This window comes from Rhodophyticola porphyridii, from assembly GCF_003688285.1.
Taxonomy (GTDB): Bacteria; Pseudomonadota; Alphaproteobacteria; order Rhodobacterales; family Rhodobacteraceae; genus Rhodophyticola; species Rhodophyticola porphyridii.
Map to the genome: position 1 here is coordinate 262,802 of NZ_RCNT01000001.1, position 13,071 is coordinate 275,872.

12 protein-coding genes are annotated in these 13,071 nt (G+C 65.7%); 4 read left to right on the forward strand and 8 right to left on the reverse strand.

What is annotated here, in order from left to right; all coding sequences use genetic code 11:
- Nucleotides 1-4: 4 nt before the first annotated feature.
- From D9R08_RS01305 to D9R08_RS01315, 3 genes are all read right to left on the reverse strand, one after another.
- Nucleotides 5-169, reverse strand: coding sequence for a YdcH family protein (locus D9R08_RS01305; protein ID WP_121896194.1), 165 nt, complete (start codon nucleotides 167-169; stop codon nucleotides 5-7).
- Between the two features lie 87 nt (nucleotides 170-256).
- A complete protein-coding gene (locus D9R08_RS01310; RefSeq protein ID WP_121896195.1) occupies nucleotides 257-1,021 on the reverse strand; it encodes a tRNA1(Val) (adenine(37)-N6)-methyltransferase in 765 nt (254 codons plus the stop codon).
- A 9-nt stretch (nucleotides 1,022-1,030) separates the two neighbouring features.
- A complete protein-coding gene (locus D9R08_RS01315) occupies nucleotides 1,031-1,246 on the reverse strand; it encodes a putative signal transducing protein (protein ID WP_121896789.1) in 216 nt (71 codons plus the stop codon).
- A gap of 54 nt (nucleotides 1,247-1,300) precedes the next feature.
- Here D9R08_RS01315 and D9R08_RS01320 point away from each other — a divergent pair, with 54 nt between their 5' ends.
- Complete coding sequence (locus tag D9R08_RS01320) at nucleotides 1,301-2,302, forward strand: polyprenyl synthetase family protein (protein WP_121896196.1); 1,002 nt, start codon at nucleotides 1,301-1,303, stop codon at nucleotides 2,300-2,302.
- 63 nt (nucleotides 2,303-2,365) lie between these two features.
- Here D9R08_RS01320 and D9R08_RS01325 read toward each other — a convergent pair whose 3' ends face one another.
- The 4 genes from D9R08_RS01325 to D9R08_RS01340 all read right to left on the reverse strand — a co-directional run bounded on the left by D9R08_RS01325 (nucleotide 2,366) and on the right by D9R08_RS01340 (nucleotide 7,516).
- A complete protein-coding gene (locus tag D9R08_RS01325) occupies nucleotides 2,366-3,106 on the reverse strand; it encodes an SDR family NAD(P)-dependent oxidoreductase (RefSeq protein WP_121896197.1) in 741 nt (246 codons plus the stop codon).
- A 133-nt stretch (nucleotides 3,107-3,239) separates the two neighbouring features.
- A complete protein-coding gene (locus D9R08_RS01330; protein WP_199709241.1) occupies nucleotides 3,240-4,073 on the reverse strand; it encodes a 4-(cytidine 5'-diphospho)-2-C-methyl-D-erythritol kinase in 834 nt (277 codons plus the stop codon).
- Nucleotides 4,070-5,764, reverse strand: a complete 1,695-nt coding sequence (locus D9R08_RS01335) for a tetratricopeptide repeat protein (protein WP_121896199.1) — start codon at nucleotides 5,762-5,764, stop codon at nucleotides 4,070-4,072. The genes D9R08_RS01330 and D9R08_RS01335 overlap by 4 nt, the downstream gene beginning before the upstream one ends.
- 99 nt (nucleotides 5,765-5,863) lie before the next feature.
- Nucleotides 5,864-7,516, reverse strand: a complete 1,653-nt coding sequence (locus D9R08_RS01340) for an electron transfer flavoprotein-ubiquinone oxidoreductase (protein ID WP_121896200.1) — start codon at nucleotides 7,514-7,516, stop codon at nucleotides 5,864-5,866.
- Between the two features lie 193 nt (nucleotides 7,517-7,709).
- Between D9R08_RS01340 and D9R08_RS01345 the strand changes: the two genes are divergently transcribed.
- A complete protein-coding gene (locus D9R08_RS01345; protein ID WP_121896201.1) occupies nucleotides 7,710-8,027 on the forward strand; it encodes a DUF2834 domain-containing protein in 318 nt (105 codons plus the stop codon).
- 21 nt (nucleotides 8,028-8,048) lie between these two features.
- On the opposite strand, the gene D9R08_RS01350 is transcribed toward D9R08_RS01345, so the two are convergent.
- Complete coding sequence (locus D9R08_RS01350; protein ID WP_121896790.1) at nucleotides 8,049-9,023, reverse strand: quinone oxidoreductase family protein; 975 nt, start codon at nucleotides 9,021-9,023, stop codon at nucleotides 8,049-8,051.
- Between the two features lie 106 nt (nucleotides 9,024-9,129).
- On the opposite strand from D9R08_RS01350, the gene lysA reads away from it, so the two are divergent.
- Both lysA and D9R08_RS01360 read left to right on the forward strand, forming a co-directional pair.
- Entirely contained in the window at nucleotides 9,130-10,395 is a 1,266-nt protein-coding gene (lysA, locus tag D9R08_RS01355; protein WP_121896202.1) for a diaminopimelate decarboxylase, read from the forward strand.
- Between the two features lie 28 nt (nucleotides 10,396-10,423).
- Nucleotides 10,424-13,069, forward strand: a complete 2,646-nt coding sequence (locus tag D9R08_RS01360) for a DUF4175 domain-containing protein (RefSeq protein ID WP_121896203.1) — start codon at nucleotides 10,424-10,426, stop codon at nucleotides 13,067-13,069.
- Nucleotides 13,070-13,071: the final 2 nt, after the last annotated feature.

Sequence of the window (13,071 nt, forward strand, 5' to 3'; positions counted from 1 at the left end):
CGGATCAGCCGTCGAGGCGGCTGATTTCTTCCTTCAAACGCAGCTTCTGCTTTTTGAGGTCCCGAATTGCAAGTTCGTCCATACCGGGGCTGCGTTGCGCCTGTTCGACCCGTTCCGAGAGGTGTTCATGCTTTTTCCGCAGTTCCTGAAGATGGGCGCCTAGCGACATCCGTCGTCCTCCTCTCAATGTGTATGTCATATGACAATGCAACCACAGCTTGGGCTGCATGTCACGCTGCACCTGCAATAGGATATCTCAAATTGAACGGGTTTTTGGCGGAGTGCCCCAGACAACCGGCATCCCGTCGCGCAGAATGGCGCGCGCGATCTCGCCATGGCTGTCCCCGTCGCGGTCATGCCGCGCCCCGTCATGCAGGCAAAGCGGCGCCAGCAGGGTGAAAGGCCCCCGCCCGGCCTTGCGCGCCTTCAGCAGGATCCGGCCCGCCGGGCGCCCCTGCCGCGGCATCAGCGGCAGGACGGTGACCGACCCGAACCCGCCCGACAGCGCAGAGAGCGTATCGGGCAATCTCTCGGTCATCTGGATCATCGTCAGCCAGCCCTTGGGCGCCAGCCGTCGCCCGGCCACCGCGATCCAGCGGTCCAGCGGCGTATCTTCCCGCAACGCGGCCTCGCGGCCCGGGTCGTCCGCCGCGGTGCCGTGCCCGGCGCGATAATAGGGCGGGTTTGCGATGACATGATCGAAGCTTTGCCGGCGCAGGTCATCGGGCAGATCGGTCAGATCGGCCTCCACCACATCCACCCCGTTCCGTCGCGCCAGATCGGCATAGGCCGCCTGCCGCTCGACGCCCAGAATGCGCAGCCCCGGCACCCGGGCGGCAAGGCAGAGGCCCGCGACCCCCGCGCCGCATCCCAGCTCCAGCACAGATTGCCCGGGCCGCGCGTCGCAGGCGGCGGCCAGAAACACCGGATCTGTCGCCGCGCGATAGCCATGGCGCGGTTGCCACGCCTGCACACGCCCGCCCAGAAAGGCGTCCCGGGTCAGATCCTCTTCGGCAAACACGGGGGGGGGTCAGTCCGAGACGTGCAGGTCATTGTCGCGCAGAACCGCGCGGGCCGCGAAGGCGTCCTTGCTCCGCACCATCAGCCGGCGCGGCAAAATGCCGATGGAGCCTTCCAGAACGCTCATATGGACGTCGATCTCGAAGAACTCTATATCCTCCCCTGACAGAAGCGCCGAGGCAAAGGCGATGATCGTCGGGTCATTGCTGCGCAGAATTTCTTGCATATCCGGCATTTAGGCATGTGCCGCGCACTTGTCGAGAGAAGGGATGACCGACCGATGAGTCTCGATGAGGCCAAGACCAAACCCCATGACCGGCTGCGCGCCTATCTGGAGGCCGATCTGGAGGCCGTGAACGGGCTGATCCGCGCCCGCATGGCATCCGAACATGCGCCGCGCATTCCCGAGGTAACCGCCCATCTGGTGGAGGCCGGCGGCAAGCGCATCCGCCCGATGATGACGCTCGCGGCGGCCCGGATGTGCGGCTACAAGGGCGACGCGCACCAGAAGCTGGCGGCGACCGTGGAGTTCATCCACACCGCCACGCTCCTGCATGACGATGTGGTCGACGAAAGCGGCCAGCGGCGCGGGCGGCCCACGGCCAACCTGCTCTGGGACAACAAATCCAGCGTGTTGGTGGGCGATTACCTTTTTGCCCGCGCCTTCCAGCTGATGGTCGAAACCGGCTCTCTGAACGTGCTCGATATCCTCTCCAACGCGGCCGCCACCATTGCCGAGGGGGAGGTGCTGCAACTGACCGCCGCGCAGAACCTCGCCACCACCGAAGCGACCTATATGCAGGTCATTCGCGGCAAGACCGCCGCCCTGTTCGAGGCCGCGACCGAGGTGGGCGGCGTCATCTCCGCCGTGCCCGACGCGCAGATCGAGGCGCTGGCCGCCTATGGCGATGCGCTCGGCATGAGTTTCCAGATCGTCGACGACCTGCTCGACTGGGGCGGGGCCTCGGGGGATATGGGCAAGAATGTCGGCGACGATTTCCGCGAGCGGAAGCTGACCCTGCCGGTCATCCGCGCCGTTGCAAGGGCGGACGAGGCCGAACATGCCTTCTGGACGCGCACCATCGAACGGGGCCGTCAGGAAGAGGGCGACCTCGATCAGGCGATGGAGCTGCTCCGCCGCCATGGCACGCTGGAAGAGACGCGGGACGAGGCGTTGCGCTATGCGGGTCTGGCCCGGCGCGCGATGGCCCGGATGCCCGATCACCCCCTGCGCGACATACTGGCCGATCTGGCCGATTACGTGGTGGCGCGGGTCAACTAGGGCCGCGCCCGGTACACCAGGCGCGCCCGGCACGGCAATCCGTACGCGCGGCGGCGGCCCAGGTCAGACGTGTTGCGCGCCGTTCACTTCGATCTCCGTGCCGGAGATGTAGGAGCTGTTTTCCGAACACAGGAAATAGATCGTCTCCGCCACTTCCCGGGGCTGGCCAAGGCGCCGCAGCGGCAGGGCCGCCACGATCTTGTCGGTGCCTTCGCTCAGGATACTGGTCTCGACCTCGCCCGGCGCGATGGCGTTGACCCGCACACCCAAAGGCCCGAAATCATGCGCCATTTCGCGGGTGAGCGCGGCAAGCGCGGCCTTGGAAGTCGCATAGGCGGCCCCGGCGAAAGGGTGCACGCGCGCCCCCGCGATGGAGGTCACGTTCACAACTGCGCCCTTGCCCGCGGCCAGTTCATCCCTGAGCCCGCGCGCCAGAACGACCGAGGCGAAGAAGTTGACGTGAAACACCTTGCCCCAGGTGCCAAGATCGGTGTCCAGCGTGTTCAGCCGCTCGCCCTGCGGGCCCTTGGGGGAAATGCCCGCATTGTTCACCAGTGCGTTCAGAACGCCGCCGCCCAAGCGGGATTTGATCTGCTCGATGGCCGTAATCGTCTGCTTGGGGTCACTCAGGTCCACCTGGATATGGTCCTCCTCGCCGCGCGGCCATGGGCACTCGCTTGAAAACGGCTGCCGCGAACAGCTGATCACCCGCCATCCCTCATCGGCGAATTTCTTGACGGTGGCATGCCCGATCCCCCGGCTTGCGCCCGTAAGGAGAAGCGTTTTCTGCGTTTCATCTGCCATTGGCCATATCCTGATTCCGCGCGGTGACAGCGTATGTGTAGGTAGGTTTCCACTCGATGGCGAGACATGGCCTCGCCATCGCGGCGGCAATCGGCGCATGATCCCCGGCCTCGGCGGGTCCGGGCCGTCGGGGCTAGAGCACCCGCGCCGCCGCCACCCACCACCCGGGATGCTCCGCGCCGATCGCCCGCGCCGCCTGTCGCGCTTCGGCTTCGACGGCGAACAAACCGAAACAGGTCGCGCCCGACCCGCTCATCCTCGCCAGCGCGCAGCCCGGTTGCGCCTCCAGTGCCGCCCGCGCCGTTCCGATTTCGGCGGCGATCATCTGCGCCGGGCGCTGCAGATCGTTCCGTTGCGCGCGAAGCCATCGGCTGAAGCTGGCGAAATCGGTCCAGTTCGGCGGGTCCATGGGCGTGCCAGCAATCGTGCCAAGCCCGCCGAACACCGCGCCCGTCGGGACCGCGACACCCGGGTTCGCCAGAACCACCCACAGCAGCGGCAGCGGCGGCACCTCTTCCAACAACTCGCCGATCCCGCGCATCCGCGTCGGGCAGCCCGCCAGACACACAGGCAGATCGGCGCCGAGTGCCAGAATCTCTTCGGTTTTCGGCAAGGGCAGGTCCCAGAACTCGGCCAGCCCTTTCAGCGCCGCCGCCGCGTCCGCCGATCCGCCGCCGATCCCCGCCGCCCTCGGCAAATGCTTTTCCAGGGTGATCCGCGCGCTTTGCCCCGGCCCGAACAGGGCCGCCGCCCGCAGCACCAGGTTTTCGGGGCCGGTCGGCACGCCGGCCGCGCGCGGGCCCATCACCTGCAACTCGATCCCTTCTGCGGCGGAAAAATGCAGCCGGTCGCCGATATCGGCAAAGACCACCAGACTGTCGAGCAGATGATACCCGTCCTCCCGGCGCCCCGTCACATGCAGGGCCAGGTTGATCTTGGCCGGTGCGAACGCACTGGCGCCTGTCACTGGGTTTCGCTCTCGGCGGCCTCTTCTTCCAGCACGCGGGTCAGGCCGATCTCCAGCTTCCGGCGTATCCGCACGGCATCTTCCCCGGTCGGCTCGAACGAAAGGGCCCGGTGCCATTGAAACTCGGCCTCACGGGTGCGTCCGACCATGTAATAGACATCGCCCAGATGGTCGTTGACGATGGGATCGTTGGGCAGCAACTCCACCGCGCGTTCCATCGGCGCCACCGCCTCGTCAAAGCGCCCCAGCCGGTAGAGAACCCAGCCAAGGCTGTCGACGATATAGCCGCTGCGTGGCTCCGCGGCGACGGCGCGTTCGATCATCTCCAGCGCCTCGTCCAGGTTCCGGCGCTGCTCGACAAGCGAATAGCCCAGATAATTCAGCACTTGCGGCTGGTCCGGGTTCAACTCCAGCGCGCGGCGGAAATCGGCTTCGGCCTCGTCCCAACGGCCTTCCCGCTCCAGGCTGATGCCGCGGGCGTAGAACAGGAACCAGTACCGGGTCTGATCCTGATCGACCTGCGCCAGCGCCGCATCATAGGCCGCCACTGCCTCGCCGAAACGTTCCATCCGGCGCAGCATGTCGCCAAGGGCCGCCTGAACCGAGGCCAGCCCGGGCCGGTCCTCCGTCAGCGCCTGCAGCAACGCCACCGCCTCCTCTTGCCGGTCCATCGCGTTGAACGCCTCCGCCCGGCCGAGCGTCGCCGCGATCGCCGCGGGATGGTCCTCCGGCACCTCAGCATAGACATCCGCCGCCAGATGCGCCTGTTCGTCGCGCATCAGCCACTCCGCCGCCAGTATCAGAGCGTCGTAATGGCCGTTATCGATCACATGGGCGGCGCGGGCATAGATCAGCGGCAGGGTCGGGCCGCCTTCGTCGCCCAGCCCGGTGGCGACGCTGTAGAACACTTCCGCCACGCCCTGTTCGGCGCTCACCAGGAAATCGTAGGGCCGCGTCGGGTCGGCCGCGATCGCATCCCGCAGATCGATCAGCATCGGGTCCGGCGCGTTCAGGATCGCCATGTCCAGAAGCTCAAGCGCGTCTTCGTGCCGGTCCAGCTGCACCAGAACCTGCGCATGGGCCCGGAGGCCGCGCGCGGTGGCCTGCTGCGGGCCATAGGTTTCGCCCGACATGATCGCCTCGGCGCCCTCGAAATCGCCCACCGCCGCGCGGGCCAGCGCAAGATGGTACTGGGCCAGTCCCGCCAGCGGGCCGTCGGCGGCGATATCCTCGAAAGCCGCCTCGGCAAGGCGCATGTCGCCCTCGCCCAGATGCAGCCACCCGGCGGTCAGCCCGTCGATCAGAGGGCCGGCCCCGCGGCCCGCCTCGATCGCCTCAAGCGCGCCGGACAGGTTGCCGAGCCGCACCCGCGTGACCTGTTCGACCATCCAGGCCAGTTCCCGGCCCGGATCGTCATCTGGCAGGCGCCCGGCCACCTCCATCGCGCGGTCCCACTGGCCCAGCGCGGCACGGGCCAGAAGCGCGTTGCCGATCAATCCGCGATTTCCGGGGTCGCGCTGCATCGCCCGTTCGAAATAGAGCGCCGCCTCCCGGTGATCGCCATCGATCACCGCCTGACGCGCGGCCAGATACGACCCGGCGAGCCCCAGCTGGTTCTGCGCCACCGCGGGCAGGGGCAGGGTCAGGCCGAGACCCAGAAGGGCGACTAGGGGCAGGGCGGCAAGGCGCATCGGGCTCTCCCATTCAGAACTGGTGCAGACACTAGGCACGGGCGCCGCGATAGGCAATGCGCGCGGGCCCGCGATGGCCCGCGCCTGATGGGGAAGTGATCACATATTGGGGTAGTTCGGGCCGTCGCCCCCCTGCGGTACGGTCCAGTGGATGTTCTGCGACGGATCCTTGATGTCGCAGGTCTTGCAATGCACGCAGTTCTGGAAGTTGATCACGAAGCGCGGCGCCTTGCCGTCCTCCTCCACCACCTCGTAAACCCCGGCCGGGCAATAGCGCTGCGCCGGCTCGGCATATTCCGGCAGGTTCACCTGAATCGGAATGCTCGGATCCTTGAGCTGCAGATGCGCGGGCTGGCTTTCCTCGTGATTTGTCATCGAGAAGCTGACATTGGTCAGCCGGTCGAAGGACAGGACGCCATCGGGTTTCGGATAGTCGATGGGCTGGAAATCCTTGGCCTTTCCGGTGTGCTCGGCGTCGTTCCTGTGATGCTTCATGGTGCCGAAAAGCGTGACACCGGTGATGTTCGCGGTCCACATGTCCATGCCGCCCAGAACCAGCCCGCCGGCCAGCCCGTAATGAGACCAGAGAGGTTTCACGTTCCGGACCCGTTTCAGATCCTTCGCAATCGGCCCGGTGCGCAGTTCCGTCTCATAGGCGTCCAGTTCGTCGCTGCCGCGCCCGGCGCCGATTGCGGCGAAGGCCGCCTCCGCCGCCGCCTTGCCCGACAGCATGGCGTTGTGGTTGCCCTTGATCCGCGGCACATTCACCAGCCCCACGCCGCAGCCCAGAATGGCCCCGCCGGGGAAGGTCGCCTTGGGCATCGACTGCCACCCGCCTTCGGAAATCGCCCGCGCGCCATAGGCCACGCGCTTTCCGCCCTTCAGCAATTCGGCCACCATCGGATGATGCTTGAACCGCTGGAACTCCATGTAGGGGTAGAGATAGGGGTTCTCGTAGTTCAGGTGAACAACGAAACCGACATAAACCTGATTGTTATCAAGGTGGTAAATGAAGGATCCGCCGCCCGCGTTCCGGCCGAGCGGCCAGCCCATGGTATGGGTGACCGTGCCTTCGCGGTGCTTGTCGGGGTCGATCTCCCAGATTTCCTTCATCCCGAGGCCGAATTTCTGCGGTCCGCGCCCCTCGCTCAGGTTGTACTTCTCCATGACCTCCTTGGTCAGAGAGCCGCGCACGCCCTCGCCCAGCAGAACGTATTTTCCGTGGAGCTCCATTCCCGGCTCATAGGCGTCCGACGGGGTGCCGTCGGCGTTCTTGCCGAATTCGCCGGCGACCACGCCCTTGACCTCGCCGTTCTCCCCATAGACCAGTTCCGAACAGGCCATGCCGGGGAAGATCTCGACGCCAAGCTCTTCGGCCTGCTCCGCCATCCAGCGGCACACATTGCCCATCGAGACGATGTAATTGCCGTGGTTGTTCATCAGCCGTGGCATGATGAAATTGGGAATGCGGATCGATCCGCCTTCGCCCAGCATGTAGAAGTTGTCCTTGCGCACCGGTACGGTGATGGGCGCGCCCCGGTCCCGCCAGTCCGGGATCAGCGCATCGAGGCCCACCGGGTCCAGCACCGCGCCCGACAGGATATGCGCGCCCACTTCGGAGCCTTTTTCCAGCACCACGACGGACAGATCGGCGTCCAGTTGCTTCAGCCGTATCGCAGCCGACAGGCCCGACGGCCCCGCCCCCACGATCACCACGTCATACTCCATCGACTCGCGTTCGATCTCGGCCATGTTGCTCCCCTTTGGCGATATGCATGTCCTCCGACTGCATATAGCTTGCAAAACAAGTTCGCGGAGGCGTAGCGCGACTGCAGGTCGCGGGTCAATCGTGACGCGGCATCACGAATCCCGCAGCGGGCCGTTGGCGCGGGATGCCGGGCGCGCTATGTCCACGGTCAGGATCTTACCCCGGCGGAGGCCTGAGATGTCCATCCTGCGCATGACCTATCTGGCCCTTGCGATCATCGGCACGATCTGGCCGATGTATTACTTCATCAGCTGGTTCATGGCCAATTCATGGTCGCTCATGGCGATGATCGACGCCTGGCACGTGAATGACGCGACCTCCGGTCTGGTCTGGGATCTGACCATCGCCGCCGTCACCCTCACGATCTGGGTGCTGGTGGAGGCGATAACCCGGCGCGATTACCTCTCCCTGCTGGCGGTGCCCGCGACCTATTGCATCGGGGTCAGCTGCGGGCTGCCGCTCTACCTCTTCCTGCGGTCGCGCCCGCGGAATTGATATACCATTGTTATACTTGGGTCACGGGATCAGCACCGTCGAGCCCGTCGTTTTCCGGGCTTCCAGCACCCGGTGCGCCTCCGCCACGTCCTCAAGCGGGAACCTCTGGTCGATCCGCAATGTCACGTCGCCCGACGTGACTTTCCCGAACAGGTCCGCGGCCATCCGCTGACATGTCTCGTGATCCGAGATGTGGGTGAACAGGGTCGGACGGGTGATCTTGAGAGAGCCCTTCTGACCCAGAACACCCACCGAAAACGGCGGGACGGGGCCAGAGGCGTTGCCGAAAGAAATCATCATTCCCAAAGGCTTGAGGCTGTCGAGAGACCCTTCGAACGTGTCGGCGCCGACCGCGTCCATAACCACATCGACGCCTGCGCCATCGGTCAGATCCCTGACCTGCTCCACCCAATCGCCGCTCCGGTAGTTGATGCACTGCGCCGCGCCGTGTTCCAGCGCCAGCGCGCATTTCTCATCCGTTCCGGCGGTGCCGATCAACGTGATCCCCTCGGAGCGCGCCCATTGGCAGGCGATCAGCCCCACGCCGCCGGCCGCGGCATGAAACAGCACCGTATCGCCCTTGGAGATCGGCGTGGTCCGGCGGAAAAGATAGTGTGTTGTCAAACCTTTGAGCATCATCGCCGCCCCCTCCTCGAAGGAGATGCTGTCAGGCAGCGGGCAGACCTGCGCCGCACTCATCACCCGGGCCTCGGCATAGGCACCCGGGGGCGCCGCGGCATAGGCCGCCCGATCCCCCTCCTTCAGGTGGGTCACGCCCTCCCCGACAGCCTCGATCAGACCGGCCGCTTCCATGCCCAGCGCATGGGGCAGCTCCAGCGGATAAAGGCCAGTTCGTTGATAGACATCGATAAAATTCAATCCGCAGGCTTCATGCCGGATCCGCACCTCACCGGGCCCCGGAGCGCCCACCTCACGCTCCACCAGCCTGAAGACCTCCGGCCCGCCATGTTCGTCAATCACCACCGTTTTCGCCATCTCAGGCTCCTGTTCCCTGTTTTCGCGCATCATAGCCGTGTCGATCCGCTTTGAAATCCCCGCACAACCTGCTACCTGCGCCAGACGTATGATTTAAAGGCCGAATATGGATCATTTCCTCTATCGCAACGGCATTCTCCATGCCGAGGATGTGCCTCTGCCGCAGATCGCGGCGGATGTCGGGACGCCGTTCTATGTCTACTCAGCCGCGACGCTGACCCGTCATTACCAGCTTTTCAAGGAAGCGCTGGACGGTATTCCCAATCTTGTATGCTACGCGATGAAATCCAACAGCAATCAGGCGGTCCTGAAGCTTCTGGCCGATCTCGGCGCGGGAATGGATGTGGTTTCGGGCGGAGAATACCTGCGGGCAAAAGCGGCGGGGGTGCCCGGGGACCGCATCGTCTTTTCCGGGGTGGGCAAAACCCGGGCAGAGATGGAACTGGCCCTTGGCGGTGGTGTCCGGCAGGTCAATGTGGAATCGGAACCGGAACTGGAACTTCTTGGGCAAGTCGCTGTTTCCATGGAAAAAACCGTACCGATCACCATCCGCGTGAACCCGGATGTCGATGCGAAGACCCATGCCAAGATCGCCACCGGCAAGTCCGAGAACAAGTTCGGCATTCCGATTGCCCGCGCGCGCGAGATCTTCGGGCGTGCCGCATCGACCCCCGGTGTGCAGGTCATCGGCATCGATGTGCATATCGGCAGTCAGCTCACCGATCTCGCCCCGTTCGAGGCAGCCTATCTGAAAGTCGCCGAGCTGACCCATCGGCTCCGCGAAGATGGCCATGATATCAAACGTCTGGACCTTGGCGGGGGCCTGGGTATTCCCTATGCGCGCTCCAACGAGGCGCCGCCGCTGCCCATGGATTACGGCGCGCTGATCAAGCGTACGGTGGGCGATCTGGGTGTCGAGGTCGAAATCGAACCGGGCCGTCTGATTTCGGGCAATGCGGGGCTCATGATCGCCGCCGTGATCTATGTGAAACAGGGCGAAGGCCGCGATTTCCTGATCCTCGATGCCGCGATGAACGATCTGATCCGTCCGGCCATGTACGACGCGTATCATGATATCGTCCCGGTCGCCGAACCCGAGCCGGGCGCCGAACAGGCGCCGTATGACATCGTGGGCCCGGTCTGCGAGAGCGGAGATACCTTCACGAAACAACGCGATATGCCGCCGCTCACGGCTGGCGATCTGGTCGCTTTCCGGTCGGCGGGGGCCTATGGCGCGGTGATGTCCAGCGAATACAATACTCGCCCGCTCATTCCCGAGGTGCTGGTGAAGGGCGATCACTTTGCGGTCATCCGCCCACGACCCGCAATTGACGAGATCATCAATCGCGATATCGTTCCGGAATGGCTATGATAGCCGAAATGCCGCCCCGAAAGGGAATATGACGGATCAGATCCCCCCCACCGACGCCGTTCTGCGGCGTCTGGCCTGGCCCCTGAGGCTGACGCGGGCCGGCATGTTTGCCGAGCGCGCGGTGCGCGCCTTCTGGCCGGTCTGGACGATCCTCCTGCTTGCGATCGCGGTTTTTGCCTTCGGCGCGGCGGATGCATTGCCGCTGGAGGTGCTCTGGGTTGCGCTGGTGCTCATCCTTGCAAGTCTGATCTGGTTCGTCGTCAAGGGCTTGCGCGGGTTCCGGCTACCTACGCGGGAGGCGGCGCTGGACCGGCTGGACCGGACGCTGCCGGGGCGCCCGATCACCGCGCTGATCGACACGCCCGCCGTGGGCGGCGACGACCCTGCCTCCCGCGCGGTGTGGGAGGCCCATGTGGCGCGCATGACCATTCGCGCAGCCACCGCCCGCGCGCCGGAGCCGGATCTTCGCATCTCCGACCGCGATCCGTACGGTCTGCGCTTCATCGCGGCCACGGCCTTCGCCATGGCGCTCCTCTTCGGGGCGATCTGGCGGGTCGGGGATGTGGGGGATGCGGTTGTCGGCGCGGGCGAGGCAAGCATCAGCGGGCCAAGCTGGGAAGGCTGGGTGGAGCCGCCGCTTTATACCGGGCTGCCCTCGCTCTACCTGAATGACATAACCCGGGAGGAGTTCGAGGCCCCCGCCGGCTCCCGGATCACCATGCGGTTTTACGGTGAGGTCGGCGCGCTCAGGCTGCGCCAGAGCGTGATGGCGCCTCCCGCCGGCGAGACGACCGACACAACCGCGCCCGCGCAGGATCTGATACTCGAACGCTCGGGCGAGATCGCCGTCGAGGGCCCGAACGGGCGAAGCTGGCAGATCGTCATGTTGCAAGATCAGCCGCCCGCGGTCGTTCTGGATGGCGAGATGACCGGCATTCCACCGGGCCAGATGCAGTTCACCTATACCGCCACCGATGATTACGCGGTCATCTCCGGTCAGGCGCGGCTGATGCTGAACGCGGACGCGGCCGACCGCCGGTTTGGTCTGGCCGTCGAACCCGAACCCCGCGAAGCCCTGGTTCTGGATCTGCCGATGCCTTTCGCAGGGTCGCGTGCGGAGTTCTCCGAGCTTCTGGTCGAGGACCTGTCGCAGCATCCCTTCGCCAATCTGCCGGTCACCCTCACGCTGACCGTGGTTGATGACGCGGGACAGATCGGCACGATCCGCGAGACGATCGACCGTTTGCCCGGAAGACGGTTCTTCGACCCGCTGGCCAATGCGATCATCGAGCAGCGGCGCGATATCCTGTGGTCCAGCGAAAACGCCCCCCGCGCGGCGCAGATCCTGCGCGCGATCAGTCACCGCCCGGACGGGGCGTTTGACGATGACGGGGCGTATCTGATGGTTCGCACGGCGATCCGCAGGCTGGAAGCCGCGGTGGACAGCATCTCGGTCGAGACCCGAGATCAGGTGGCGGAGATCCTCTGGAACGCGGCCATCGAGCTGGAAGAGGGCGATCTGGCCGATGCGCTGGAACGTCTGCGCCGCGCTCAGGACCGGCTTGCCGAAGCGATGCGGCAGGGCGCGAGCGACGAGGAAATCGCCCAGTTGATGGATGAGTTGCGCCAGGCGATGGACGATTACATGCAGCAACTGGCGGAAAACGCACAGCCGGGCGAGGACCAGCCCGATGGCGGCGAAACCATGGAAATGTCCATGGCCGATCTGAACGAAATGCTGCGCCGGATCGAGGAGTTGATGCAGCAGGGCCGGATGGCCGAGGCGCAGGAGATGCTGGATGCGCTGCGCCAGATGATGGAGAACATGCAGATCACCCAAGGGGAAGGGGGCGACGGCCCGCAAACCCCCGGGGAACAGGCGATGCAGGATCTGCAGGATACGCTTCGTGATCAGCAGAGCCTGAGCGACGACAGTTTTCAGGAGTTGCAGGAGCAGTTCAACCCGGGCCGGCCAAATCCGCAGCAGGGTCCGCAGGGTCAGCAGAGCCAGCAGGGGCCTGGGCAGCCCGGCCAGGAGGGCCAGCCGGGTCAGGGCGGTCAGAACGGCGAGCCCGGCGAACAGGCGCAGGACGGGCAGGGCGGTCCGCAAAGTGGCCAGCCCGGGCAGCAGCCCGGAACCGAGCAGGGCGAAGGCCGGGGCGGCGAGGGCGACGGACGCAGCCTTGCCCAACGGCAGGAGGATCTGCGCCGCCAGTTGCAGGAGCAGGCCCTGAACCTGCCCGGAGAAGGCACCGAAGGCGGCGAGGCCGCCCGGCAGGCGCTTGAAGACGCGGAGCGCGCGATGGATGAGGCCGCCGAAGCGCTGGGTCGCGGCGATCTGGCCGACGCGCTCGACAGCCAGTCCGAAGCCATGGAGGCGTTGCGCGAAGGCATGGGCGAACTGGGGCGTGCGCTGGCGCAGGAAAGCGGCACCGAAGAGCCGGGGCAGGGGCAGGCCGACGGCACGGCGCCGCCGGACAGACCGTTGCAGGATCCGCTGGGACGGCAGGCCGGGAATGCGGGCGCCTTCGGGTCGGAAGAAGGTTTCGAACAGCGCGAGGAAGCCTTCCGGCGGGCGCGCGAATTGCTCGATGAAATCCGCCGCCGTTCAGCGGAACAGGACCGTCCCGAGGTGGAACTGGAGTATCTGAGGCGGCTTCTGGACCAGTTCTAACG